Genomic DNA, 24,385 nt, shown 5'->3' on the forward strand with positions numbered 1-24,385 from the left:
CCCGGTGATCTCCTGAGCTGGCGGTGGTGTTCTGTCATTTGCAGGCTACTCACCCCCCCCGCCCCCCCCCCCGCGCGCCCCCCCCCCCCCGGGGCCCGTGGAGCCCCTCGCGCACCGTCGACCGATCGGAGATGTCACCATGAGCACACCTCCCTCCGTCCCGCTCAGGGTCGCCCTCGTCAACGGAAGCTTCGAGCAGCCGTCCGTCACCGACATGGCCTTCCTGCCGGACGCGTCCCAGACGCAGGCCCCGCGGCACGTCCCCGGCTGGCTCACCACCGCCACCGACCACATGGTCGAGGTCTGGCACTCCGGCTTCAACGGCGTGCCCTCGGCCGAGGGCGAGCAGTTCGCCGAACTGAACGCCAACCAGGTCTCCACCCTCTACCAGGACCTGCCGACCACCCCCGGCACCAAGCTGTACTGGCGGCTCTCCCACCGCGGGCGGCAGGGGCAGGACACCATGGCCCTGGACATCGGCACCCCGGGCAGCGTGGTCGAACAGCGCACCTTCACCGACGGGAACACCGCGTGGGGGTACTACACCGGCACCTACACCGTCCCGGCCGGACAGACCACCACCCGCTTCGCATTCCGGTCCGTCTCGGCGGCCGGCGGCAACCGCGGAATCGGCAACTTCCTCGACGGAGTGTTCTTCGGCACCGCCCCCCACGTCGTGCTCAGCAAGACCGCCGTACCGGCCGGCCCGTTGGACGTCGGCGACGTCGTCACGTACCGGATCACGGCCAGGAACGAGGGGGGCGGCGCCGCCGAACGGCTCACCCTCACCGACGTCCTGCCGCCGGGGACGACGTACGTGCCCGGCTCCCTGCGGATCATCGACGGACCGAACGAGGGCGTGAAGACCGACCGGGCGGGCGACGACCAGGCCGCGTACGACCCCGCGAGCGACACCGTGGTCTTCCGGCTCGGCACCGGGGCCTCCGCCTCCCAGGGCGGCAGCCTGGCCAACACCGCCGCGCTGCCGGACGGCACCACCGTCGAGTACCGGGTCACCCTCGGCCTGGAGACGGCCGGCACCCGGGTGACCAACACCGCCGCCGCCACGTACGAGAACCGGCTCGGCCCCACCCCCGAGCCGCTGACGGCCACGTCCGACGAAGCCGTGACGGAGGTCAGGCCGGCCGCCGACCTGGACGTCACGAAGGCGGCCGACGCGACCACCGTGACCGTCGGACAGACCGTGACCTACCGACTGACCGTCCACAACGCCGGTCCCAGTCCGGCGACCGGCGTCACGGTCGCCGACCGCCTCCCGGGCGGACTCACCTTCCTGTCCGCCGACGCCGACGCCGGTGCCTACGCCCCGGAGACGGGGCAGTGGTCCGTGGGCGGACTCGCCGTCGGGGCCCGCGCGACCCTCGTCCTGAGGGCGAAGGCCACCAGGCCCGCCCGCGTCACCAACACGGCCACCGTCACCGGCGCCGAGAAGGACCCCGACCCGTCCGACAACACCGACTCCGTCACCGTCTGCGTCGAACCGGCACCGGCCTGCTGCGCCCCGTGCGTTCCCCGCACCTGACCCGATCCCGACACATCCGTGCGGCAGGGGCCGGAGCCACGTGGCATCCGGCCCCTGTGGCCCAGGGACGTCAGGGGTGCCGGAGCACGTCGCTCAGCGTGTCGAACGGGTCGGTGAGCGTGGCCAGGACATAGGCGGCGTCGTACGCGTCGCTTCCGATCTGCAGCCGGGCCGACCGCTCGGAGTGCTCCCGCAGCGGCCCCAGTTCCGGGGTGCCCCGCTGCGGATGCCCGACCATCTCCCAGAACGCCTGCCCCGCCCCGTACGCCGTGGCGGACTCCTCCGCCCGTTCCAGCGCCGCCAGAGCGGCCGCCAGCAGATCCAGACCGAGGGCCAGCCCGAACGCGTCGCCGATCGTCCGCTTGTCCCGCAGCATCGACCTGGCGTGGGAGGCGGCCTCGGCCGAGCGGTCCTCGACCAGCGCTATGACCGCCAGCTGGTACTCGGCGTAGGAACGGGTCCAGTGTTCCCCCGCCGACACCGAGTCCGCCCGCAGCGCCTCCGCCTCGGCACGCGCCCGTCGAAGGGAGCCCGAGGCCGTCAGCGCGAACACGCGGACCAGCCGGCACCGGGCCGCCGCGGGCGTGTTCCCCTCCAGAAGCGCCAGCGCCCGGTCCGCCGCGTCGACCACGTGCAGGGGTTCGCCGCGGAGCAGCATGAGGAGGCCCTGGAGGTACGTGGCGTCCGCGAGCAGCTCCGGGTCCGCTGCCAGCAGCGCATGCTCCCGTGCCCGTGCGCCGAGCCGGGCGGCCGACTCGTACTCCCCGCGGAGGCAGCGCACCACGCCGAGCGCCCAGCAGGCCCTCGCGAGGGTGCCGGCGGGTTCCGCGACCAGCTGCAGGCACTCCTCCAGATAGTGCCCGGCCTCGTGGAGCTGACCGCAGCAGGCCCAGAAGAAGCCGAGTCTCCCGGCCATCGCCGCCGCCTGCGGGGGATCGGTGGCGAGCAGGTGGTCGAGCGCGGCGCACAGGTCGCCGAAGCAGCCGACCAGCCGGGCGTACGCGGCGGCCTGGCGCGGCCCCCACCAGTCCCGCTCGGCGGACGCGGTGCGTGCGTGGAAGTGCCGCGCGTGGAGGTCGGCGATCGTCCGGGCCTCGGCGAGCTCCGTGAGCCACATGGCCCCGTACTCGCGTACGGTGTCGAGTATCCGCAGCCGCCCGTCGGGCAGCACCGTGACGATGCTCTTGCGCCGCAGCCCGTCGAGGGCCTTCTCCAGCGCGCCACCGGTCAACGGACCACCACCGCACACGCGTGCGATGTCCTCCACGGCGGCGTCGGCACGGAACACCGACAGCCTCGCCCACAGCAGCCGCTCATGGGGCTCGCACAGCTCGTGACTCCACCCGATCGTGGTACGCAGCGCACGGTGACGGGCCGGCTGCAACGTGCTGTCGGCAGGCTCCGCGAGCGAGAGCCTGTCGCGCAGCACGCGGGCCATGATGCGTACGGGCCGGTCCGAGAGTTGTGCGGCGGCCAGCTCCAGGGCCAGCGGAATGCCCTCCAGCCAGTGGCACACCTCGCTCGCGGCCAGCCGGTCCTCGGGGCTCTCCCAGGTCACCCCCACGGCCGCGGCGCGCGCGGCGAACAGGTCCATGGCGTCCGAGTCCAGCGAGAGGGGCCCCAGAGGGAAGAGGGTCTCGCCGGCGCCGCCCAGCGGCTCCCGGCTGGTGGCGAGCACCACGAGCCCGGGGCAGCGTGCGAGTAGTGTCTCCACCAGCTCCCTGCACGCGACGACCAGGTGCTCGCAGGAGTCGAGGACGAGCAGTACGCGGCGTGTTCCGAGCCAGGTGGCCAGCGCGTCGAGGGGGTCGCGTGCCGAGTGGTCGGACAGGCCGCACGCGTCGGCCACCAGCGGGACGAGGAGAGTCCCGCCGCCCAGCGACCACAGGGGGACCCAGTGCACGCTCTCGAAGGCGTCGGGCGGGAGGAGACGCACGGTGCGCGCCGCGAGGCGGGACTTCCCGATTCCGCCGGCCCCGGCCAGCGTCACCAGTCTGTGCCGCTCCAACCGGGCGCTCAGCGCCTCGAGTTCATGGTCCCGTCCGACGAAAGGTCCGCGCTCCGGCGGCGTCCAACTCTGCACCCCCGTATTGTGCGCGCCCCGAACCCCTCCATGTCGCCGGCTCGGGAAAGGGCTGCGTCCATGGAGGCGCACGGGGGCGGAGCGGTCGACCCCTTTACGTCATGTGCCGAGTCTCACCGCTGGTGGCAGTCCCAGTGGGCCTTCACCCACACCTTCTCCCAGTGCCCGGGAACGTAGACCCACTTCCCGTGCTGGCCCTTCCCGTGGTCGCCCATCCCGTGGTCGTCGTGATGGCCCTGGCGCCAGGAGTCATGGTTGGACTGCTTCTTCTCCCAGTGGCCCGGGACCCACTTCTTCTCCCAGTGCCCCTTCTTCCACTCGCACCGGTCGTGGTGGTCGTGTCGCTTGTGCTGGTCGCCGTGGTTGTCGGTCACCACGGACGTGGCGACGGACGACGGGGCGGGAGCGGCCGCTGCCGAGCCGGCCATGCCGAGCGCGGCACCACCTGCCAACAGGCCGGACGCGGCGGCACCCGCCACCAGCCGGCGGACTCTCATGGTCGTGGTCATGAAACACTCCTCCTTCGAACGAGCCGGAAGGGGACAGCGCGGCGACAGCCGGCGTGTGAGCGCCGTTCCGACTCGCGCGGCGATTGCCGGAAGCCGTGAGGCTCGCTGTGCACTTCGCAAGGGTTCGACGCGGAAGACACCGTGGAGGGAACGGTGCGCGGATTCCGAGAACGGCCGCGTGTGGCACCTTTGTCCTAGTGTGGCATGTTCGCGGGGGACCGGCCCCAGCTCCGGTCGCTGACGTGCGTGCGGTGACACGACGACGACGCGGTGTGCCGCCCGGCAGGCCCAGGAGAGGAGTGCGATCGCGGTGCCCCTGGTCGGAAGGCTGCGGAGGAAGGCGGGCGACGCGCTCCTGCGGCGCGTGGCCGGACCGGAGGCGCATCGGAAGCGTGCCCGGATCCATGGCACCCCGGGGCCGCGCTGGTTCGCCCCGGACAGGCCCGTGCGCACCGTGCACGCCGATGCCTCGATGTACGTCGGAGGCCTCGCCGCGCTTCTCCTCCAGTCCCTGCACCCCGTCGCCATGGCGGCCGTCTGGGCGCACTCGGGATTCCGCGGCGACCCCTGGGGGCGCCTGCAGCGGACCAGCACCTTCCTGGCCGAGACCACCTTCGGCACGGAGCGGGACGCCGAGCGGGCGGTGGGGCGGGTGCGCGCGGTGCACGCGCGGGTGACGGGGCGCGCGGCGGGCGGAGCGCCCTACCGTGCGTCCGATCCGGCGTTGCTGTCCTGGGTCCACATGGCCGAGACGTACTGCTTCCTGGAGGCCCACCGGCGCTACGGTCTGTGTCCGCTGACGGGCGGCCAACAGGACGCGTACGTCGAGGACATGGCGTCGGTCGCCGTGCGTCTGGGCGTCCCCGATCCGCCGCGGACCCGCGCCGACCTCGTCGTGGCGCTCGGCGGCCGTCGCCGGGAGCTGGAGGCGACGGACGAGTCGTCGGCGACTGCCCGGTACCTGCTCGTGTCACCGCCCCTGCCCTGGCCGGCGCGCCTGCCGTACCTCCTCCTCGCGGCAGCGGCGGTGGACCTCCTGCCGTCGTGGGCTCAGGACCTGGTGCCCGTGCCCCGCCGGATCCGGATCCTCCTCCGCTTCGCGCGGCCCGGCGGGCGGGCGGTCACGACGGCGATCCGCTGGGTGACGCCTCCGCTCCCTTCCGGAGCCGGTCGGTGACCCGTGCATGATCCGTGCCCCGACCCTCGGCCGCACGCGGCCCTCAGGCGGGCTTGCGCCATACGGAGATGTGTTTCGTGGAGTCCTGCGCGAACGGGGTCCCGTCCCAGTCGGCGACGCGACGCTCCAGCTCCAGTCCGGCGATCCGCGCCATCAGGTCGAGCTCCGCGGGCCAGGCGTACCGGTGCCGGGAGCTGTCCCTGCGGTACCGCCCGTCCGTGCCGTCGCTCGTGAAGTGGTGCGAGACGAGGATCTGCCCGACCAGGTCGAAGGTGTCGAAGCCGAGATGCCGCTCGGAGACGTCGAACGGCACCGCGACCTGGCCCGGAGGAAGGAACCGCAAGGGCGGCACCCCCAGTTCGATGACGAATCGGCCACCGGGTGCCAGGTGACGGGCGGCGTTGCGGAAGCACTCGACCTGCTCGTCCTGTGTGAGCAGGTTGGTGATGGTGTTGTAGACGAGGTAGACCAGGGAGAACTCCCCTGGGACGACGGTGGTGGCCATGTCCCCGATGGTCACCGGGAGCGCTCCGGCGTCGACCTTGCGCCGTAGGACGGCGGCCATGGGCTCGGAGAGTTCGATGCCGGTCACCGGCACGCCGCGCTCCCGGAGCGGGACGCCCACGCGTCCGGTTCCGATGGCGAACTCCAGGGCCCGGCCGTCTCCGGCGAGGTCGGCGAGGAACGAGAGGGTCGGTCCGAGGACGGCGGCCGAGGACATCTCGGTCTCCCCGGCGTCGTAGCGTTCGGCGGTCTCACGGGTCCACAGCTCACTGCTTGTCACGGCCCGCAACTCTGCCCGGTGCAAGGGGCGCTGTCGACCCGATTGTCCTCCGGCGGCGCCGGTCCGGGGGAGGGTCGGCCCCCAGGCTCCGTCGTGGTCATGCGTGGGAGACGACCGCGGTGAGGCGGTCGGCCGCGGCGACGGCGGCCTTCGCGAGCCGGGCGCCGGGCTGCCGGGTGAGGCGCTGGATCGGTCCGGTGACCGTGACGGCGGCCACGACACGGTCGGAGGGGCCACGGACCGGGGCGGAGACGGAGGCCATGCCGGGCTCGCGCTCACCGATCGACTGGGCCCAGCCCCGGCGTCGTACGCCGCTCAGCGCCGTGGCCGTGAAGCGGGCACCCTGCAGGCCCTGGTAGAAGCGCTCGGGTTCCTCCCAGGCGAGCAGGACCTGGGCGGCGGAGCCGACCTTCATGGGGAGCGTGGACCCGACCGGCACGATGTCGCGCAGTCCGGAGGTCCGCTCGGCGGCGGCGACGCAGACGCGCACCTCGCCCTGGCGGCGGTAGAGCTGGGCGCTCTCGCCGGTCGCGTCCCTGAGGGAGATGAGGACCGGACCGGCCGCGGTCAGCAGGCTGTCCTCGTCCGCGGCGGCCGAGAGCTCGCCGAGCCGCGGGCCGAGGACGAAGCGGCCCTGCAGGTCCCTGGCGACCAGACGGTGGCGTTCGAGTGCGAGGGCGAGTCGATGGGCCGTGGGGCGCGACAGGCCGGTGGCGGAGACCAGCCCGGCCAGGGTGGCCGGGCCCGCCGCGAGCGCACCGAGGATCACCGCGGCCTTGTCCAGCACGCCGACACCACTGGAAATATCCGGAATGTCCATGAAAAGAGGTACTCCAGTCTCGGTTCGCGCGCGAAGGCTCGCGGCGATCTCACGCAGGGAGGGAGGGGATGCTCAGCGGGGAAGGGTCGACGAGGTCGGCCGATACGCCGCGGCGATCACGAGACGGGTACGCGGGAGGCCCGGGGCGGGCAGGGCCAGGGCGAAGGACAGCACAGAGAGCACCGTGTCTCCTCATCTTTTCCCGCGCCACGTTGGCGCGGGCCGGAGTTGGCACTGATCCCGGCGGCGCGGCGCGAACAGGGAGCGCCGAGTCGAACGGGGAGTTGCCGGGGCTTCGTAGGGCCGGTCCCTCCACCCCTCTGGATGATTCGCGGAGAACGATACAAGACGCCCAGGGCGGCCTGCCAGCGGCCTCCCGGCCGGGAGTGGCGCCCCGCCGATCCGGTCCGGCCGTGCGGCTGCCGCGGCGCTTCCCAGATCCGGCCGCTCCGGTGTCAAGCGCCCCGTCGCGTCAACCTTGCTGACGGATCGTCAGGAGTGGCGCGATTCTTCCTTGGGGACCCCTACCGACCGGTTCTACTCTCAAGTCACTTTGCGCGGTTCCCCCACGCACCACGCGTACGTACCTCACGCGCAGGCACCCCGCGCACCGCACCGTGCGACGACCCGCACCTCCTCGCACCCCACCGTCGATCACCGAGGAGAACTCATGACCAAGCTGCTCGTCTCCCTCACCGGCCTCGCCGCCGCCGGAGCCCTCGCCTTCGGGGCAGGCGGCACCCAGGCCGCCTCGACCACCGTCCTGCCGGCCGGTCACTCCTTCGCCGCCAAGCTCACGGGCAAGGCCACCTTCGTCGCCGGGTCGACCACGATGACCTGCACCGTCTCCGCCTCCGTACCGGCGAGCGGAGCCAACAACGCCGTCCCCGCCGCCCCCGGCAACCACAACGCGGCGGGCCCCGTCTCCGTCCCCGTCAACCCGCCCGGCTTCAGCGGCTGCACGACCAGCATCTTCGGCGTGAACGTGACCATCACGAGCAACGCCGCCAACGGCCCCTGGACCCTCACCCTCCAGAACGGCGCCCCCGCCACCGGCGGCTTCACCATCCCCAAGGGCGGCGTCCTCATCAAGACCAGCGGCCTCGCCAGCTGCACCATCACCGCCTCACCGGCCGGACCGACCGCCGTCAACGGGACCTGGACCAACGGCACCCCGTCCCGGCTGGCCATCGCCGACGCCCCCGTTCCCGCGACGGCCACGGGCGGCTTCCTCTGCCCGACCGGCAACCAGTCCGCGACCTTCAGCGCGACCTACCAGCTCACCGACACCACCGACCCGGCCCAGCAGATCACGGTGACCGGCTGACGGATCCGGCAGAACCCACGCGCCCCGCCCCGCCATGGACTGTATGGCGCACCGAGCGCTCCACTCGGGTGATTCCGGTGGCGCGCGCCCCGCGACCACGGGTGTCTGGACGAAGGAAGCGCAGGCAGGAAGTGGGAGAGCATGGAGCGGAAGGACAAGCGCCTCGCGACGCGCTGGGCCGCCGGGGTCGCGGGAGTGGTGTTCGCGATCCTGACGGCCACGGCGATCGTCCTGGTGCGCATCGCCCTGCCGAGCGGAGTCGACGCGGCCGGAGCGACCGTGGACGCGGGGCAGCGGAGCGCCGTGCGGACGGCGCTGGAACTGATTCCGTTCGCCGGGATCGCGTTCCTCTGGTTCATGGGCGCCCTGCGTGAGCAGGGAGGCGACCGCGAGGACAAGTTCGTCTCCACGGTCTTCCTCGGCAGCGGTCTGGTCTTCGTCGCCACGCTGTTCGGCGCCGCCGCGGCGGCCTGGAGCGTGATCGACGAGGGCGGTCAGGGCTCCTCCTTCGGCCGCGACGTCGCCTACGCGCTGCTGACCACCTACGCCATGCGGATGGCGGCGGTGTTCGTCATCACGACCTCGACCATCGGCCACCGGCTCGGCGTCCTCCCGCGCCCGCTGGCCGTCGTCGGCTACCTGGCGGGTCTGACGCTGCTCGTGGTGGGAGCGAGCCTGCCCTGGTCGGAGCTGGTCTTCCCGGCCTGGGTCCTGGTCCTCAGCCTGAACATCCTGGGGGGCCGCGAGTCCGCCGCGGCACGCCCGGCCGCCTCGGCCTGACCCGGCCGGACGGCTCACTCGATCGGTCCGCTCCCCATCGCCGGGGACCCCCCGGCCGACGAGAGTGGGCGCAGGGGGCATACCGGTCATTGGAGAGGACCGATCCCGTGGTGAGCATTGCCGTCGATCTGAACCGCTGCCAGGGGTACGCGCAGTGCGCGTTCCTCGCTCCCGAGATCTTCACCATGCACGGCGACGAGGCGCTGCTGTACGACCCCGACGCCGACGAGGCCCTGCGCGAGAAGCTGGCCCAGGCCGCCGCGGCCTGCCCCGTACAGGCCATCCTCGTCGATGACGTGGACGAGCCGGCCGAGGCGGTGCCCGGTGCTCGGTGACGGAGCCCTGGAGCAGCTCAGACGCGAGGGCCGCATCGTCGTCGTCGGCGCCTCGCTGGCCGGCCTGCGGGCCGCCGAGACCCTGCGCGCCAAGGGCTTCACGGGATCGCTGACCATGATCGGCGACGAGCCCTGCGAGCCGTACGACCGGCCCCCGCTGTCCAAGGGCGTCCTGCTGGGCAGGGCGCGCGCCGATCGGACCGCTCTGCCCCGGCTCCGGTCCGTCGACGCCACCTGGCGGCTCGGCGTTCCCGCCACGGCCCTGGACATGGCCGCGAGGACGGTGCGGCTGGCCGACGGCGACGAGGTGCCGTACGACCGGCTGCTGATCGCCACGGGTGTCCGGGCACGGCCGTGGCCGCGCGAGGAGGAGGCGGAACTCGACGGCGTCTTCGTGCTGCGCACGCGCGCCCACGGCGCCGCGCTCGCCCGGCGGCTCGACGAGGGACCCCGGCGGGTCCTCGTCATCGGGGGAGGGTTCGCCGGCTCGGAGGTCGCCTCCGCCTGCCGCGAACGAGGCATCCCCGTCACCGTCGCCGAGCGCGGAGCGGCGCCCCTGGTCGGCGCGCTCGGCGGGGTGGTCGCCGCGGTGGCCGACGGCCTCCAGCGCGAGCACGGTGTGGACCTGCGCTGCGGGGTCATGGTCACCGCTCTGGAGGGAGACGCCTCGGGACGGGTGCGCGCCGCGCATCTGTCCGACGGCTCCACCGTCGAGACCGACGTGGTGGTCGTCTCGCTCGGAGCCCTCCGCAACACCGAATGGCTGTACGGATCAGGGCTCGGCGCCGGACCCCGCGGCATCGCCTGCGACGCCGGGTGCCGGGCCTTCGACATCCGCGGCATCGTCACCGACGACATCTACGCCGCGGGCGACGTCGCCCGCAGCCCCCACCCCCTCTTCGGGTACCAGTTCCTGTCGCTGGAGCACTGGGGCAACGCCGTCGCGCAGGCCGAGATCGCGGCGCACAACATGCTCAGCGCGAGCATCGACCGCCTGCCGCACATGGACGTGCCGGCCTTCTGGTCCTCCCAGTTCGGCGTCAACATCAAGTCGGTCGGCGTGCCGTCGATGGCGACGGAGATCCTGATCACGCAGGGCTCCCTGGACAGCCGCCGGTTCGTCGGCGTCTACGGATACCAGGGGCGCGTCATCGGCGCCGTCTCCTTCGACCAGGGGCGATGGCTGCCGTTCTACAAGGAACTCATCGAGAAGACCGCGCCGTTCCCGCCGCAGTTCCCCACGGTCGACCGGCACGCGGACGGACAGCGCCCGATGGACGCGGACTTCCCGGACCCCTCGGTCCCCAGCCACGGCCCCACCGTGACCCTCAGCGGATACTCGCCGGCCGACCGCCGCATCACGTTCACCCCCGCGCACTGATCCGCACGGCCACAAGGACCTGCCATGACGCCCACCCTGCTGCACCAGATCCTGGACTACGCCAACCGGGCCGACCCGTACCCGGTCTACGAGGAGCTGCGGAAGACCCCGGTCCATCACGAGGCCGACGGGCCGTACGTGATCAGCACCTACTACGAGATCCGCAGCCTCCTCCACGATCCCCGGATCAGCTCCGACGCCCGCAACCAGGCCTCCGGCGCCGACCCGCTGGCGGAGTCGTCCCCCGAGGAGAGCGCCCTGCCGCCGAGCTTCCTCCGGCTCGACCCGCCCGAACACGACCGCATGCGGCGCATGACGAACCGGCACTTCGGCCCGCCGCACTCCCCCCGCCGGGTCGACGGAATGCGCCCGGAGCTCCACGCCATCGTCGACGGCCTCATCGACGGTCTCGCCGACCCGGGCCGGATCGACCTGGTGGAGGAGTTCTCCTACCCGTTTCCCGTGACGGTGATCTGCAGACTGCTCGGAGTGCCGCGCGAGGACGAGGCACGCTTCCACACCTGGGCGGACACCCTCGCCGCCAGCCTCGACCCCGACCCGGACGCCGACCCGGCCGAGCGGGGCAAGGGCGCGCACGAGGCCCGGATGGAGCTGGGCATGTACCTGGCGGGCCTCATCGAGGAGCGCCGGAAGAACCCCGGGGACGACATGCTCTCCCAGCTCGCGACGGCCAAGGGGCCGGACGGTCCCATGACCACGATGGAGCTGCTCAGCACGGCGGCACTGCTCCTGATCGCGGGCCACGAGACCACGGTCAACCTCATCACCAACGGGATGCTGACCCTGCTGCGTCATCCCGACGTCCTCCAGCGCCTGAAGACCGAACCGCGCCTGGCCGTCCCGATCGTCGAGGAACTGCTCCGCTTCGAGCCGCCGGTGCAGCTGCTCCCGGGTCGCACCACCCTCGCCGACGTCGACGTCCGGGGCGTCACCATTCCCAAGGGCTCGACCCTCTGGCTGGTCCTGGCGTCCGGCAACCGCGACCCCCAGCGCTTCGAGAACCCGGACCGCTTCGACCCGGACCGCCCGGACATCCAGCACCTCGGCCTGGGCAGCGGCATCCACAGCTGCTTCGGCGCACCGCTCGCCCGGCTGGAGGCCCAGCTCGCCCTGTCGGAGCTGGCCCGGAGGCTGGAGAACCCCCGTCTGCTCGACGACCCGCCCCCGTACCGCCAGAACGCCGTACTGCGCGGGCCGCGCCATCTGCACATCGCGTGCGACGGGATCAGGTCCCGAGACGCGTGATGCCTTCTCTAGTCAATCTTGACTAGAGTGGTCTGCATGGGTGAGAAGACCATTCCGATCCTGCCGTGCCGGACGATCCAGCCCGTTCGCGACTTCTACACGACCCTCGGGTTCGAGGTGACCTTCCAACAGGCGAGCCCCAGTCCCTACCTGGCCGTCCAGCGCGGAGGCATACACCTGCACTTCTTCGGCATGAAGCGGTACGAGCCGGCCGGGTCGTTCAGCACGTGCATCGTCCAGACCGATGACGTCGACGGGCTGTACGCGAACTTCCGGGCCGGCCTGAAGGCGGCGTACGGGAGAGTGCCGAACCGCGGGCTGCCACGGATCGGGCCGCTGAAGAACACGTCACACGGCGTGCGCCAGTTCCTCATGACCGACCCGGGCGGCAACTGCATCCGCTTCGGGCAGCGGACGAGCGACGACCAGCACCACCGGCCGGCCCCCGAGGAGACCTTCGCCCGGGCCCTGCACCACGCATCCCTCCTCGCGGACTCCAAGGAGGACCCGGCGGCCGCCGCGAAGATCATCGACCGGGCGCTGCGCCTTCGGGACGAGCGGCCCGCGCCCGTACAACTGCTGCGTCTTCTCGTCCTGCGGGCCGATGTCGCCGCGCGCCTCGGCGAGAAGGACACCGCGACGTCCGCGCTCGCCGCCGCCACCGCGGTCCCCCTCACTCCGGAGGAACAGGAGTCCGCGCACGACGACCTGGAGCGCCTCGGCCAGCTGCTGAACTGATCGGAGGGTCCGGCCTCACGCCAGGCCGGCGGCGATCGCCCGCCGCACCGCCTCGGCGCGGTCCCGGATGCCGGCCTTGGCGAACAGGTTGTTGATGTGCGTCTTGACCGTGGCCTCGCTGACGAAGAGCCGCTCGGCGATCGCCCGGTTCGGGAGCCCCTGCCCGATCAGCGCCAGCACCTCGCGCTCGCGCGGGGTCAGGTCCTCGGGCAGGGCAGCCGTCGGCGCGGACCGCTGGGCCCCGGTCACGGCGGCGAGCAGACGGTCGCGCACCTCCTGGTCCAGGACCGACTGGCCGGCGGCGGCGGCGCGGATCGCACGTGCGATGTCCTCGCGGCCCGCGTTCTTCGTCAGATACCCACGGGCACCCGCGGCCAGCGCGGCCATGATCGAGTCGTCGTCGGCGAACGTCGTGAGCACCACCACGGCCACGTCCGGGTGCGCCTCGCTCAGCCGACGCGTCGCCTCGGTGCCGTCCATCCCCGGCATCCGCAGGTCCATCAGGACGACGTCGACCGGCTCTCCGGCGACGATGTCCAGCACCTCGCGTCCGTTGGCGGCGGTCCCGACGACGCGGATGTCCCCGGCGAGCGCGAGAACCATCGCCAGGGGCTCGCGGACGGCGGCCTGGTCGTCGGCGACGACCACGCTGATCAGGGGAGAGGCCGCGGCCGACTCGCTCATACCGGGATCACCACCTCGACCTTCCAGGACCCCCGCCGGGGGCCGGACGGCACGAGACCCGTCGTCACCGTTCCGTTCATGAGGGCGACGCGCTCACGGATGCCGATCAGCCCCATCCCGCTCCCCGTACCGGTGGCGGACGCCGGCATCGTCCCCGGCTCGTTGACGATGGTCAAGGTGGTCGTCCCCTCGTCGTACGCCACCGCCACCCGCACCCTTCCCCCGGGAGCGTGGCGCGTGGCGTTGGTCAGCGCCTCCTGCGCGATCCGCAGGAGGTCGTGCGTCACCCGGGTGGGCAGCTCGCGCACCGTCCCGGTCACCGTGAGTCCCTCGTGGTGCCCGGACGATTCGAGCAGGGCGGTGAGACTCTCCAGCAGGGGCAAGGCCTCCTCGCGCAGCGCACGGACGGTCCACTGCGCCTGCTTCAGGCTCTCCCGCACCAGACTCTGCGCCCGCGCGGTCGCCTGGCGGGCCTTCTCCGTCTCACCGACCTCGATCAGCGCGTCCGCCAGTTCGAGCTGCATGTTGATGCCGGCCAAGGAGTGCGCGAGGACGTCGTGGACGTCCCGTGCCACCCGGCCCCGTTCGGTCAGCACCAGCGTGCGGGCCTCGGCGCGAGCGGCTCGCTCGGCTGATTCGGCAGCCGAGATCGCGGCCTCGACGGCCTGATTCCGGCTCCGGCCCGACATGCCCGCCAGGACCAGCGCGCCGGTGGACAGCCCGGCCGTGAACAGCAGCCCCTGCTGGCCGGGCTCGGCCTGCGACGCGAGGGCGACGCCGCTCAGCAGGCTCAGCGCGACCGCGAGGACCGTGGCTTGTCCGGCCTCCAGCCGGTAGCCGATGAAGGCGGCGAGGAAGAAGGCGAAGAGCGACGCCGTCCCCGATTCCGCGACCGCCATCAACGCGGCCGCCGCCACGACACCGACCACCATCAGGAGCAGGAGGAGGCGCTCGGGAAGGAACCGCCGGGGAACGAGCCGCAGGGCGAAGACGCCGAAGTTGACCGCGAGGAGCAGGGCCACAGCGAGACCGCGGCCACTGAGGCCCATCGGCCGAAGCGTGAGGACCTCGACGACGAGGAGAACGACCGCCCACACCCACTGAGCGAGCCGGATCCGCTCCGTGGGCCGTGGCTCGGTCTCCTCGGCCCGGCCGGGAATCCACCGGTTCCTCAGTGGCATGCTGCGACGATACGGCATGATCACCGCACCCGGCCGGCCAGCGGCACGGCCGGCGTCGCGGGCCGCGTCGTACGGGCGACCATCCGGCTGCGTACGAAGATCGTGGCCAGACGGGTGACGACCTCGGCGACCGCCATCAGCAGCAGGGCGGTGACCCATGCCTGCTGGCTGGTGATCCGGTGCTCGACGCTGAACCTCGCGACGTCGTCGGCGCCGCCGTGGTCGACCCACAGCTGGAACGCCAGGCGGGCGCCCATGCCGAGGACCCACAGGACGGCCGAGACCGCCCCGGCCTTGATCAGGAGATCGCCGTTCAGCGAGCGGATCCGGGTGAAGACGCCACCGGCGATGCCGAGCGCCGCCCCCACCGCCACGGTCGCGCCGATGAGCACGAGGTCGTTGCCCTCCGTAGGCAGACCGTCGAGGTACTGCGAGGCGAAGAAGGCCACGGTCCCCAGGGGAAGCAGGTAGGACCGGGGCCCCAGCCGCCCTTCCCGCAGCTGCCGGAAGACGATGAGGATGAGCGCGATGTCGACGAGCCAGTCGGTGAGAGTCATGGCTCAAGCATCGGGAAACCCTCCTCCCGAGGCCTGCACCCATGGGTGGAGGTACGGGTGGAGAAACCCTGTCCACCCCCGTCGGGGCACAGCCACACGCGGATGTCGTAGCGCTCCGGATCGCCGGCCTGCCCCGATGCGAACCACCACACCTTCACCTGGTGCTCGCCCCCGTCCGGGAGCACCAGGACGGGACCGGGCGCCGCCTGGCCGCGACCGTGGATTCCGCCCCTGCCGTGTGCGCGGTGACCGTCCCGCGGCGGCGCGGCTAGATGCGCGAGTTGCGCAGGGACTGCCACACCGCGCCGGCCAGCGCCCGCGTCGACCGCGGGACCGACAGGTGCTCGTGCTCGCGGTACAGGGACCAGTTGTACTGGACGAGCGACATCTTGTTGGAGGACAGGGACCCGGCCTGATGGGCCCGGTAGACCGCGAGCGGCTCCGTCAGCCCCCGCGCGTCGGCGCCGTCCCGCATGATCGACAGCCACAGGGCGTAGTCCTGGCGCTTGCGCATCTCCGGCATCAGCCTCGTGCCCAGGGCGTTGCGGTCGTACATGGCGGTGAGGGCGCCGATGTAGTCCCTGACCAGCATCGCGCGGTAGTCCACGTGCTCCCGCGCACGGACCACCCGCCCGTTCGGGACCCAGTCCGTGCTGTCGCCGTCGTGGTCGGCGTCCATCTTGAAGTACGAGGTGAACGTCAGGGGCGCGGTCCCCTCGGCGGCGAAGGCGAGCTGCTTCTCCGTCTTCTCCGGAAGCCACATGTCGTCACTGTCGAGGAAGGCGACGTAGTCCCCACGGGCCCGCTCGATGGCCAGGTTGCGGGCCCGGCCGGCACCGCCCTGCTCGGGCGCCGACTCGACCAGGACGCGCTCGTCCCGCGCGGCGAACTCGCGGAGCAGCTCCATGGAGTCGTCGGAGGACCGGTCGTCGGTGACCAGCAGCTCCAGGTCGGTGTGGGTCTGTGTGAGGACGGAGCGGACGGCGGCGCCGAGGGTGGAGGCCGAATTGAACACGGGCATCACGACAGACACCAGGGGCACAGCGCATCTCCTTGCAGGACCAGGAACGAGGCTCCATTCAAGCACCGCGGCCGAGCGGGGACCGCCGCGCAGGTCGCGCAGCGGTGCCGGACGCCCGCGGGCCGTGCCTCGGAGCACCCGTCCGCGGGGGCTCGCGGGGCCGAGGCGCCACGCCCGCCCCGGGTCAGGCCGTGCCGGCCGGAGCGGAGGCGGCGGTCGGCCGCGTCGGGGACCCGGGCTGATCCGGTGCGGCGTCCGCGGCGGCGCGCAGCGCCGCCTCCACCCGGCGGTTCGTCGTCATGGTCGACGTGACGGCGGTCATGGTCAGGAGGAGGCCCGCCGCGGTGTAGAGCGGGGTGCGCACGTCGTACGCGGTGGCCAGCCAGCCGGCGAGGAAGGCGCCGAACGGGGCCGCGCACATGGAGAGCATGCGGGAGGTCGAGGCGACGCGGCCCATCAGATGGCCGGGGACGATCGACTGCCGGAGGGAGGGGGCGAGCACCATCGTGGCGCCCACGCCCGCTCCGCAGACGGCGAGGGCGAGGCCGGCGACGTACGGGTCCCGGGCGGAGGCGAGCCCCAGGACGGCGAGGCCCTCGACCGCGGCCGTGACGGTCAGCGCGGCGCCGGTGCCGAGTCGTCGCCCGAGGAAGGAGGCGATGCCCGCGCCGAGCAGGCCGCCGGTGGCCTCCGCCGTGAGGAGCAGACCGAAGCCGAAGGTGTCGACGCCGAGACGGGAGTGCGCGAAGAGGGCCAGCACGGTCTCCACGGCGACGAAGGCGATGTTCCCGACCGCCGGACGCAGGGCCAGTCCGAGCAGCAGCCGATCCCGGAACACGTACGAGGCTCCGGCCCGCGCCTGCCGCAGCAGCGACTCACGGGCCTGGGGTACGGGCCGGGGCGTGGCGGGGAGCGACCGTACGAGCAGGGCGGAGACCGCGAACGACACCGCGTCGGCGACCAGCGGTACCGACCGCCCGAGCGCGAGCAGGGCACTGCCCGCGGGCGGTCCCGCGAACCCGGACGCGGCGGTCTGGGTGCCGCGCAGCCGGGAGTTGGCGCGCTCCAGGAGAGCGGGAGCCCGGCCGAGCAGATCCGGCAGATAGGCCGTGGCGGCCGTGTCGAAGAAGAGCCCGCCGAGGCCCAGGAGGAAGGCGACGACCGCGAGCAGCGGAATGCTCAGCACGTCGAGCGCGGCCGCTGCCGCCGGTATCGCGAGCAGCACCGCACGGGCCGCGTCCGCGACCCACATGGTGCGGCGGCGGTCCCAGCGGTCCACCAGCGCGCCGCCGAGTATCCCGAAGAGGAGCCACGGCACCGTTCCGGCGGCGGTGACGACGGCCAGGGCCATCGGGTCCCGCGTCAGGGTCAGCGCGAGCAGCGGCAGCGCGGCGTGCATCACCCCGTCGCCGAGCGAGGACACCGTCTGGGCGGTCCACAGGCGGCCGAACCCGGCCGGCAACTTCTGTACGTCTTGCGTCACTTGGCATCCCCTCCGACCTGGCCGCGCGACCCCGGGTGGAACAGCGCGAAGACGAGCGACGCGTCCGGCAGCGAGGGGTCGGACAGTTTCCTGTACTCGACCGCCAGCGCCTCCAGCCGCGCGCCCAGCTCCGCGAACTGCTCGTCGGTGAGCCGCAGGTGCATCATCCCGACGTGCCGCTCGCCGTCCTTCGGGGCGGCCTCCAGGTCGGCCACGGCGTGGCGCATCAGCACGTCCGGACTTCCCTCGCCCGGATCCGGCAGCTCGATCGACCGCGCGGCCATGGCGTAGTACCGCTCGGTGACGCCCCGCACCTTGCGCGTCCGTACCACCTTGACCAGGCCCGCCCGCTCCAGCAGCCGCACGTGGTAGCTCGAACTGCCCTTCGCGAGCCCCACGCGCTCGGCGATCTGGGTGATCGTCGCGGGCTCGAAGCGGAGCACCGCCATGATCCGGTGACGGGTGAGGTTGGAGACGGCTCGGAGCTGCTCGTCCGTGGTGACGCGGAACGTCTCTGGAAGATCGTCAGTTGGCATGCTCCAATGGTCAACACTTCTTGACCATTGCGCAAGGGGTTTGTGCCGAGGTTTTTGATGCGTACACGCTCGGGGGGGGAATCCTCGGCGGGGCGGCCGACGGTCGACCGCCCGAGGCCATCGGACTCGCCGCCCCGCGCGGGGGCGTCACCAGCCCGGTTCACCCCGGGGTCACGGGCCGCCCGGGACGGCGAGCGGCCAGCCTCTCGTACAGCCAGGGCCATCGGGCCACCACCACGAGCGCCCACACCAGCAGGGCCGGGGACCCGCGGCCGGCGAAGGCGCCCAGGAGGACCGGTGCGACGACCATGGGCACGCCGGCCCCCAGGGCCCACCGGACACCACGGTCCGACACCACCCCCGCGACGACGCCGACGGCCAGGAACACGGCGACACTGCCGCACATGAGCCAGCGCATCCCCGCCGGCAGGTGCTCGTCGACGTGCTCCACCGCCCCGCCGAGGGAGGCCGCGAGAGCGCCGAGCGCACCCGTCGTCACGCAGTGCAGCGGCAGCGCGAAGCGGGGAGCGAGCACGCCGAAGCCGAGCAGCGGCACCCCGCACGTACGGCGCACGGCGAGTGCCCACAGGGCGAGCAGCAGGACGAAGGAGCCCACCGCCATCGAGCCGAGGCGCGACGTCCACTCGGCTTCGGAGGAGGCCTCCACGGTCAGCGCGACGCTTTCGCCGATCACGATCAGGGTGAACAGCCCGAGCCGCTCGTCGAGATGCCCGGAGTCGAAGAGGGCGGCGGCCGGCCGCGGGTGCGCCCGTGGCCCGCGCCCGGCGGAGTGCTTCTGCCATTCCTCCTGGGCCCGGGCCAGGATCCGGTTGCGGGAGAGGGCGAACGTGAGCCCCAGGTCGACGGCCAGTCCGGCCCCCCACAGCCAGTAGCGGGCCGGTGCCTCGGCCCACACCGACACGATCCACGGGACGACCCCCACGGACAGCTGCGCGAGGGGCCAGTCCGCGACGACCTCTCCGCGGCTCTGCCAGATCCTCGACGCCAGCACCCGTACGAGCACGTACGCGAGGGCGAAGGCCCGGGCGTGGTCCGTGCGGACGCCGGGCACGGCGGCGGCCATCACGGCGAGTCCGAACATGCCCGTCAGGACGGCTCGCGTGTGCACCTTGTCCGCGGCGACGTTTCCGTACGTCGTGAAGCACATCCACGCCGTCCAGAACGCCAGGTAGAGGAGGCAGTAGAGACCGAGGTCACCCGCGCCCGGAGTGCCGTGCAGCAGATGGGCCAGCTGGGCGACTCCCGCGACGGCGATCAGATCGAAGAACAACTCCAGCCATGAGGCGTGCCGCTCGGACTCGCCGGAAAGGGGGTGCGTCGGCGGGGTGCCGGGGGAGACGTTCTCGGAAGTCATGCCTGAGTGATCGGCCGGACCGCGTCCCCACTTCAGCCCGCGGGACGCGGACGGTGGCTTCGTCCTGTACCCGCAGGTCAGAGGCGCGCGTCGGCGCTCTCGGCGGCGCCCATTTAGTATGACGACCGCTCTGCGCACAGGTAGCTGTTCTACGGGGGGATCTTCGGTGTTCGGAATCATCAGGCCGTGCCGTCATCGGCTGGGCGAGGGCCTGCGTACCGAGTGGATGGCGCACCTGTGCGGGTTGTGCCTGGCGTTGCGCGGGGAGTACGGACAGTTCGCCAGGGCTGCCACCAACTACGACGGCCTGATCGTCTCCGTCCTCACCGAAGCGCAGTCGGAGCGCACCGGCGACTGGCGGCGAGGGGCCGGTCCGTGCCCGCTGCGCGGGATGAGGTCGGCGGACGTGGCGCAGGGCGAGGGCGCCCGGCTCGCGGCGACGGTGTCCCTGGTGCTCGCCGCCGCGAAGCTGCGTGACCATGCGGCCGACGGCGACGGCCTGCTGGGGCGTCGTCCGGTGGCGCTGGCGGCGCGCCGGATCGCGCGCGGCTGGGACCGTGCGGGTGCCGCGGGTGGCGAACGGCTCGGCTTCGACACCTCGGTGCTGATCGAGGCGGTCGAGCGCCAGCCGCGGATCGAGCGCTCGACGGGCCCGGGCGGCTCCCTGCTGACGGTCACGGAGCCCACGGAGACGGCCACGGCCGCCGCCTTCGCCTACACCGCCGTCCTCACGGCGCGACCGGAGAACGCGGAACCGCTGGCGGAGGCCGGCCGTCTCTTCGGGCGCCTGGCGCATCTGCTGGACGCGGTGGAGGACCTGGACGCGGACGCGGCGTCGGGGGCGTGGAACCCGATCGCCGTGACCGGGGCGGACCGCGCCGAGGTGCGCAGGCTCTGCGACGACGCCGTTCACGGGATCAGGCTCTCCCTGTCCGACGCCGTGTTCGTCGACGACCGGCTCGTACGGGCCCTTCTCGGCGGCGAGTTGGAGCGCGCCGTCGACCGGGTCTTCGACCCCCGGCATCGCCACGCTCAGCACAGCCGCCCGGCGCGGGGCCTGCGCATGGTGCCGTGGCTGGGGCGCCGTACGGCCGCGGAAGAGTCCCCGGAGGCCGGCGCGGGTACGGCGTGCGGCGTCGGTGCGCTCGCCGGGGCAGCCCTTGAGGGTGCTCCGACGGCGTCGGGGCGGCCGCCGGAGGGGGAGTGCCGCCGGTGTCGTGAGCAGCGTCGGCTGTGTCCGGACTGCGGGCTCTGCTACGACTGCTGCCGCTGCGACGACGACGTGGATTCGGGAGACGGCGACTGGCAGTTCGGGGACGGCGGCGGCAACGGCGGTGGCTCGAACCGTGACTCCTCCGGTCGGGACGGCTCTGGTCAGGGCGGTTCCGGGAGGGACGGTTCTGGAGGCGACGGCTGGTTCGGCGGGCACGGCGGCGGCAACTCGGGCGGCTTCTCCGGCGGCTCGGGCGGGTCCGGTGGCTCGGGCGGTTCCGGCGGAGGCAACTGGTCCGGCGGCTCCGGTGGTTCCGGTGGCGGCGGGTGTGACGGCTGCGGCGGAGGCTGCTGCAACCCCTGCAAGTGCTGCTGCGACTGCTGCGACTGAACGAAGAGGGAAACCGGAGCGGCCCACCAGGATCTCTGGTGGGCCCTCGTCGTTCCCGGGGCGCCCGGCGCGGCGGCGGACTTGACGGATTCCGAGCCGCGCGTCCCTGAACATGCCGCCGTTCGCGTCAACTTCAGGCTGATTCCATTCGAAAACATTCGTACGGAAACGGCTTTGACGACACCGGTTCACCTGCGTGCCTTACTGTTTCTTGACCCGCCCTTGGGCTTGCTTTGGCGAAGTTTGATGACGGTTCAATCAGAGGGAGGAACACCGGGATGAGGCCCTTCCGCGCGCCCCCGGCACCGCGCGTGTCCACGCTGCTGCGCGCCTCCCTCCTCCTCGTCCTCGCGCTCCTCTGCGCCGACCTCCCCCTCACCCCCGAGAGCTCCCCGGCACACCTGCAGCGGCCCTGCGCCCAGCACACCGCGCCGACCGCGGCCCTCGACCCCCCGCGCGCGGGCGACGGCGGCGCCGACATCGCCGGCGGCTCGTTCCTCCACCGTGACCGGCGGCGCCCCGTCACCACGACCGCCGGCCTCCCGGGCCCACCCCCGGCCACGCGCACGGCCGCACGCGCGGAGCCGCCGGCCGGCCGCCCCGGCGACGCGGACGCCCGGCCCAGACCGCTCGCCCCCCACGACTCCTCCACCCTGCAGGTGTTCCGCTGCTGACAGGCGCCCCGCCCTGCGCCGACCTGTCAGCCCGACGCGCCCCCACGGCGCGCCAGGAGGAAACATCCATGCAGCCCCTCATCGACCACGCCCGCCGATTCGGACAGCACCCGGAGGAGTTCGCCGCGCACGCCGCGGGCCAGTCCCCGGCCGTCCTGTTCATCACCTGCTCCGACTCCAGGGTCGTACCCGCCCTGATCACCGGTGCCCGGCCCGGCCAGCTCTTCGAACTGCGCACCGCGGGCAACATCGTGCCCCCGTACGGCACGGGCACCCCCAGCGGGGAGGCCGCCACCATCGAGTACGCCGTCGAGGTCCTCGGCGTCGAGGACATCGTCGTCTGCGGCCACTCCCACTGCGGCGCCGTGGGCTCCCTCGTCCGCGGCGACGACCTGAACTCGGTCCCCGCCGTACGGGACTGGCTCGCGCACGCCGCCCCCGACGGGGCCCCGGGGCGCGCCGACGACCCGGCCGTCACCGACGCCGTCCACGGGCACGTCCTGGCCCAACTGCTGCGCCTGCGCTCCTACCCGTGCGTGGAACGGCGGCTGGCGGACGGCCGCGTCCGCCTCCGCGGTTGGTACTACGAGGTGCACACCGGTGCCGTCCTGGAGTACCGCTCCGGGGCCGACGCCTTCGAGGCGCTGTGAGGAAGGACCTCCGCATGCTCCGCTCCCTCCCCTTCCCGCGGCAGGACTTCGCCGCCTCGCTCGTCGTCTTCCTCGTCGCCCTCCCGCTCTGCATCGGCGTCGCCGTCGCCTCGGGCGTCCCCGCCGAACTGGGCCTCATCACCGGCATCGTCGGCGGCATCGTCACCGGACTCATGCGGGGCAGCAGCCTCCAGGTCTCCGGTCCGGCTGCCGGCCTCACCGTCCTCGTCCTCGAAGCGGTCCGCGCCTTCGGTCTCGCCGCGCTCGGCGTCATCGTCCTGGCGGCCGGTCTGCTGCAGATCGCCATGGGCCTGCTCCGGTGGGGCCGCTGGTTCCGCGCGATCTCCCTCTCCGTCGTCGAGGGCATGCTCGCGGGAATCGGCCTGGTCATCATCGCCGGGCAGCTCTACGCGGCCGCGGGCATCACCGCCCCGGACTCCGGTCTCGACAAGATCACCGGCCTGCCGGGCGCCCTGGTCGAGGCGCTGGGCAGCCGTACGGCCCTCGTGTCGCTCGCCGTCGGCGCCGGCACCGTCCTCGTCGTCGTCGGATGGCGCCGGGCACCGCGCCGGGCCCGGGCGGTCCCCGGCGCACTGGTCGCGGTGCTGCTCGCCGCCCTCGCGACCGCCGTGTTCGGCCTTCCGGTGGCGACCGTGCGGGTCAGCGGCGTCCTGGAGGCCGTCCACCTGCCGGGTACGGACGCCCTCTCCTCCCTCGCCGAGCCGGCACTCCTCGGGACGGTCCTTGCGTTCGCCCTGATCGCCTCCGCCGAATCGCTGTTCAGCGCGGCGGCGGTCGACCGGCTCCACGCGGGACCGCGCACGGACTACGACAAGGAGCTCATCGCCCAGGGCGCGGGCAACACGCTGTGCGGCCTGCTCGGCGCACTGCCGCTCACCGCGGTCATCGTGCGCAGCTCCGCCAACGTCGAGGCGGGCGCCAGGACGAAGGCGTCCCGGGTCCTGCACGGCGTCTGGTTGCTGCTCTTCGTCGCCCTGCTGCCCGCCGTCCTCGCGTACATCCCCCTGGCCGCGCTGGCCGGGATCCTCGTCCACACCGGCTGGAAGCTCATCCCCTTCAAGGGCGTCCTGACGCTGTGGCGGCGGCACCGGGGCGAGGCCGTCGTCCTCGTGGCGACGGCGGCGGCGATCGTCGCGGTCGGCATGTTCGAAGGTGTCCTGATCGGCCTCGCCCTGTCGATCGGCAAGGCCGCGTGGGAGGCCTCGCAGCTGAGGATCGACCGCAGCGACGACGGACGCGACGTGATCCGCGTACGGCTCCACGGGACGGTCACCTTCCTGCGGCTGCCCCAGATACTCGACAGCCTGGAAGCCCTGCCGAGCGACCGGCGGGTGGTCCTGGACCTGACGGGTGTCCACCACATCGACCACGCCTGCCGGGCCGCCCTGGAGGCATGGGCGGAACGCCACAGCGGCGCCGACGCCGAGGCCGTCCGCGCGGCCACGGCCCCGAACCACCGCGAGGGAGCGGCCGCGGCCCCGGCGAACCGCCCGGGCTGACCTCTGCGAGGTCCCGGGGGGGGGGGGGGGCCCGCGGGGGCCCCCCCCCCCCCCCACCCGCCCGAGGACCCCCCCCCCCCACCACCACACGAGCACCACCCCCCCCCCCCCCCCCACCCAGGGGGCGCCGGCCGCCCCGGCCCCCCCCCCGGGGGGGGGGCGGGGGGGCGGCGGGGGGGGCGCCCCCCGCCCCGCCCCCCCCCCCGCCGGCGCGTTCTCATCGTCCTCCGCCGAACCTCAGCCGGATGCCGTGCCGCCCCTCGCCGCTCCGGACGGAACAGCCCCGTCGCCACACACCCCTGGGTGACGGGGGAGCACGTGCCCGGTTTGCGGGCGGCACGGCCGGTAACACGAGAAG

At 73.0% G+C, this 24,385-nt stretch carries 23 protein-coding genes and 1 riboswitch; of the genes, 12 read left to right on the plus strand and 11 right to left on the minus strand.

Going from position 1 to position 24,385, the window contains the following annotated elements; genetic code table 11:
• Positions 1-139: 139 nt before the first annotated feature.
• The gene (locus tag ACFV2S_RS10450) at positions 140-1,543 is read left to right on the plus strand and encodes a hypothetical protein (protein ID WP_385556116.1); all 1,404 of its coding nucleotides are present in this window, start codon (positions 140-142) and stop codon (positions 1,541-1,543) included.
• Positions 1,544-1,613: 70 nt separating this feature from the next.
• On the opposite strand, the gene ACFV2S_RS10455 is transcribed toward ACFV2S_RS10450, so the two are convergent.
• Positions 1,614-3,626 (minus strand): ATP-binding protein, encoded by a 2,013-nt coding sequence (locus ACFV2S_RS10455; RefSeq protein WP_385556117.1) that lies wholly within the window; start codon positions 3,624-3,626, stop codon positions 1,614-1,616.
• Positions 3,627-3,739: 113 nt separating this feature from the next.
• Entirely contained in the window at positions 3,740-4,135 is a 396-nt protein-coding gene (locus ACFV2S_RS10460) for a hypothetical protein (protein WP_385556118.1), read from the minus strand.
• A 310-nt stretch (positions 4,136-4,445) separates the two neighbouring features.
• On the opposite strand from ACFV2S_RS10460, the gene ACFV2S_RS10465 reads away from it, so the two are divergent.
• A complete protein-coding gene (locus ACFV2S_RS10465; RefSeq protein WP_385556119.1) occupies positions 4,446-5,312 on the plus strand; it encodes an oxygenase MpaB family protein in 867 nt (288 codons plus the stop codon).
• A 43-nt stretch (positions 5,313-5,355) separates the two neighbouring features.
• Here ACFV2S_RS10465 and ACFV2S_RS10470 read toward each other — a convergent pair whose 3' ends face one another.
• Together ACFV2S_RS10470 and ACFV2S_RS10475 are read right to left on the minus strand one after the other, a co-directional pair.
• A complete protein-coding gene (locus tag ACFV2S_RS10470; RefSeq protein ID WP_385556121.1) occupies positions 5,356-6,096 on the minus strand; it encodes a class I SAM-dependent DNA methyltransferase in 741 nt (246 codons plus the stop codon).
• Positions 6,097-6,193: 97 nt separating this feature from the next.
• Positions 6,194-6,916 (minus strand): IclR family transcriptional regulator, encoded by a 723-nt coding sequence (locus ACFV2S_RS10475; RefSeq protein ID WP_385556123.1) that lies wholly within the window; start codon positions 6,914-6,916, stop codon positions 6,194-6,196.
• A gap of 189 nt (positions 6,917-7,105) precedes the next feature.
• Positions 7,106-7,247, minus strand: a riboswitch (SAM riboswitch).
• 339 nt (positions 7,248-7,586) lie between these two features.
• Here ACFV2S_RS10475 and ACFV2S_RS10480 point away from each other — a divergent pair.
• From ACFV2S_RS10480 to ACFV2S_RS10505, 6 genes are all read left to right on the plus strand, one after another.
• The gene (locus ACFV2S_RS10480) at positions 7,587-8,243 is read left to right on the plus strand and encodes a hypothetical protein (RefSeq protein ID WP_383799475.1); all 657 of its coding nucleotides are present in this window, start codon (positions 7,587-7,589) and stop codon (positions 8,241-8,243) included.
• 141 nt (positions 8,244-8,384) lie between these two features.
• Positions 8,385-9,023, plus strand: coding sequence for a hypothetical protein (locus tag ACFV2S_RS10485; protein WP_385556126.1), 639 nt, complete (start codon positions 8,385-8,387; stop codon positions 9,021-9,023).
• 110 nt (positions 9,024-9,133) lie between these two features.
• Complete coding sequence (locus ACFV2S_RS10490; RefSeq protein WP_383789125.1) at positions 9,134-9,358, plus strand: ferredoxin; 225 nt, start codon at positions 9,134-9,136, stop codon at positions 9,356-9,358.
• Positions 9,315-10,739, plus strand: coding sequence for an NAD(P)/FAD-dependent oxidoreductase (locus ACFV2S_RS10495; RefSeq protein ID WP_383789120.1), 1,425 nt, complete (start codon positions 9,315-9,317; stop codon positions 10,737-10,739). Before ACFV2S_RS10490 ends, ACFV2S_RS10495 begins: the two co-directional genes overlap by 44 nt.
• 24 nt (positions 10,740-10,763) lie before the next feature.
• On the plus strand, positions 10,764-12,005 hold the full coding sequence (locus ACFV2S_RS10500) for a cytochrome P450 (protein WP_385556128.1): 1,242 nt from the start codon (positions 10,764-10,766) through the stop codon (positions 12,003-12,005).
• A gap of 36 nt (positions 12,006-12,041) precedes the next feature.
• Positions 12,042-12,743, plus strand: a complete 702-nt coding sequence (locus ACFV2S_RS10505) for a bleomycin resistance protein (RefSeq protein WP_385556130.1) — start codon at positions 12,042-12,044, stop codon at positions 12,741-12,743.
• Positions 12,744-12,758: 15 nt separating this feature from the next.
• Here ACFV2S_RS10505 and ACFV2S_RS10510 read toward each other — a convergent pair whose 3' ends face one another.
• From ACFV2S_RS10510 to ACFV2S_RS10540, 7 genes are all read right to left on the minus strand, one after another.
• A complete protein-coding gene (locus ACFV2S_RS10510; protein ID WP_385556132.1) occupies positions 12,759-13,427 on the minus strand; it encodes a response regulator in 669 nt (222 codons plus the stop codon).
• Positions 13,424-14,608 carry a sensor histidine kinase gene (locus ACFV2S_RS10515; protein ID WP_385556134.1) on the minus strand — a complete coding sequence of 395 codons (1,185 nt, stop codon included), beginning with the start codon at positions 14,606-14,608 and terminating at the stop codon, positions 13,424-13,426. The genes ACFV2S_RS10510 and ACFV2S_RS10515 overlap by 4 nt, the downstream gene beginning before the upstream one ends.
• A 20-nt stretch (positions 14,609-14,628) precedes the next feature.
• Entirely contained in the window at positions 14,629-15,165 is a 537-nt protein-coding gene (locus tag ACFV2S_RS10520; RefSeq protein ID WP_385556136.1) for a hypothetical protein, read from the minus strand.
• A gap of 268 nt (positions 15,166-15,433) precedes the next feature.
• Entirely contained in the window at positions 15,434-16,207 is a 774-nt protein-coding gene (locus ACFV2S_RS10525; protein ID WP_385556138.1) for a glycosyltransferase family 2 protein, read from the minus strand.
• Between the two features lie 163 nt (positions 16,208-16,370).
• Positions 16,371-17,669: an MFS transporter gene (locus ACFV2S_RS10530; protein WP_385556140.1), complete on the minus strand. Its 1,299-nt coding sequence runs from the start codon at positions 17,667-17,669 to the stop codon at positions 16,371-16,373.
• Positions 17,666-18,205, minus strand: coding sequence for an ArsR/SmtB family transcription factor (locus tag ACFV2S_RS10535; protein ID WP_385556142.1), 540 nt, complete (start codon positions 18,203-18,205; stop codon positions 17,666-17,668). The genes ACFV2S_RS10530 and ACFV2S_RS10535 overlap by 4 nt, the downstream gene beginning before the upstream one ends.
• 160 nt (positions 18,206-18,365) lie before the next feature.
• Entirely contained in the window at positions 18,366-19,580 is a 1,215-nt protein-coding gene (locus ACFV2S_RS10540) for a low temperature requirement protein A (RefSeq protein WP_385556144.1), read from the minus strand.
• Positions 19,581-19,746: 166 nt separating this feature from the next.
• Between ACFV2S_RS10540 and ACFV2S_RS10545 the strand changes: the two genes are divergently transcribed.
• The 4 genes from ACFV2S_RS10545 to ACFV2S_RS10560 all read left to right on the plus strand — a co-directional run bounded on the left by ACFV2S_RS10545 (position 19,747) and on the right by ACFV2S_RS10560 (position 24,027).
• Positions 19,747-21,183, plus strand: coding sequence for a DUF5685 family protein (locus ACFV2S_RS10545; RefSeq protein ID WP_385556146.1), 1,437 nt, complete (start codon positions 19,747-19,749; stop codon positions 21,181-21,183).
• Between the two features lie 278 nt (positions 21,184-21,461).
• Complete coding sequence (locus ACFV2S_RS10550; protein WP_385556148.1) at positions 21,462-21,857, plus strand: hypothetical protein; 396 nt, start codon at positions 21,462-21,464, stop codon at positions 21,855-21,857.
• 68 nt (positions 21,858-21,925) lie between these two features.
• Complete coding sequence (locus ACFV2S_RS10555; protein WP_385556150.1) at positions 21,926-22,507, plus strand: carbonic anhydrase; 582 nt, start codon at positions 21,926-21,928, stop codon at positions 22,505-22,507.
• Between the two features lie 14 nt (positions 22,508-22,521).
• The gene (locus ACFV2S_RS10560) at positions 22,522-24,027 is read left to right on the plus strand and encodes a SulP family inorganic anion transporter (protein ID WP_385556152.1); all 1,506 of its coding nucleotides are present in this window, start codon (positions 22,522-22,524) and stop codon (positions 24,025-24,027) included.
• Positions 24,028-24,385: the final 358 nt, after the last annotated feature.

This window comes from Streptomyces sp. NPDC059695, assembly GCF_042733785.1.
Classification (GTDB): Bacteria; Actinomycetota; Actinomycetes; order Streptomycetales; family Streptomycetaceae; genus Streptomyces.

What these genes read in the sequence shown, in the direction of transcription:
- ACFV2S_RS10510 (WP_385556132.1), bottom strand. Translation starts at nt 13,427, where the DNA reads ATGAGCGAGTCGGCCGCGGCCTCTCCCCTGATCAGCGTGGTCGTCGCC.
- ACFV2S_RS10500 (WP_385556128.1), top strand. Translation starts at nt 10,764, where the DNA reads ATGACGCCCACCCTGCTGCACCAGATCCTGGACTACGCCAACCGGGCC.
- ACFV2S_RS10475 (WP_385556123.1), bottom strand. Translation starts at nt 6,916, where the DNA reads ATGGACATTCCGGATATTTCCAGTGGTGTCGGCGTGCTGGACAAGGCC.
- ACFV2S_RS10555 (WP_385556150.1), top strand. Translation starts at nt 21,926, where the DNA reads ATGCAGCCCCTCATCGACCACGCCCGCCGATTCGGACAGCACCCGGAG.
- ACFV2S_RS10520 (WP_385556136.1), bottom strand. Translation starts at nt 15,165, where the DNA reads ATGACTCTCACCGACTGGCTCGTCGACATCGCGCTCATCCTCATCGTC.
- ACFV2S_RS10550 (WP_385556148.1), top strand. Translation starts at nt 21,462, where the DNA reads ATGAGGCCCTTCCGCGCGCCCCCGGCACCGCGCGTGTCCACGCTGCTG.
- ACFV2S_RS10495 (WP_383789120.1), top strand. Translation starts at nt 9,315, where the DNA reads ATGACGTGGACGAGCCGGCCGAGGCGGTGCCCGGTGCTCGGTGACGGA.
- ACFV2S_RS10505 (WP_385556130.1), top strand. Translation starts at nt 12,042, where the DNA reads ATGGGTGAGAAGACCATTCCGATCCTGCCGTGCCGGACGATCCAGCCC.
- ACFV2S_RS10540 (WP_385556144.1), bottom strand. Translation starts at nt 19,580, where the DNA reads ATGACTTCCGAGAACGTCTCCCCCGGCACCCCGCCGACGCACCCCCTT.
- ACFV2S_RS10460 (WP_385556118.1), bottom strand. Translation starts at nt 4,135, where the DNA reads ATGACCACGACCATGAGAGTCCGCCGGCTGGTGGCGGGTGCCGCCGCG.
- ACFV2S_RS10450 (WP_385556116.1), top strand. Translation starts at nt 140, where the DNA reads ATGAGCACACCTCCCTCCGTCCCGCTCAGGGTCGCCCTCGTCAACGGA.
- ACFV2S_RS10480 (WP_383799475.1), top strand. Translation starts at nt 7,587, where the DNA reads ATGACCAAGCTGCTCGTCTCCCTCACCGGCCTCGCCGCCGCCGGAGCC.
- ACFV2S_RS10560 (WP_385556152.1), top strand. Translation starts at nt 22,522, where the DNA reads ATGCTCCGCTCCCTCCCCTTCCCGCGGCAGGACTTCGCCGCCTCGCTC.
- ACFV2S_RS10485 (WP_385556126.1), top strand. Translation starts at nt 8,385, where the DNA reads ATGGAGCGGAAGGACAAGCGCCTCGCGACGCGCTGGGCCGCCGGGGTC.
- ACFV2S_RS10535 (WP_385556142.1), bottom strand. Translation starts at nt 18,205, where the DNA reads ATGCCAACTGACGATCTTCCAGAGACGTTCCGCGTCACCACGGACGAG.
- ACFV2S_RS10515 (WP_385556134.1), bottom strand. Translation starts at nt 14,608, where the DNA reads ATGCCACTGAGGAACCGGTGGATTCCCGGCCGGGCCGAGGAGACCGAG.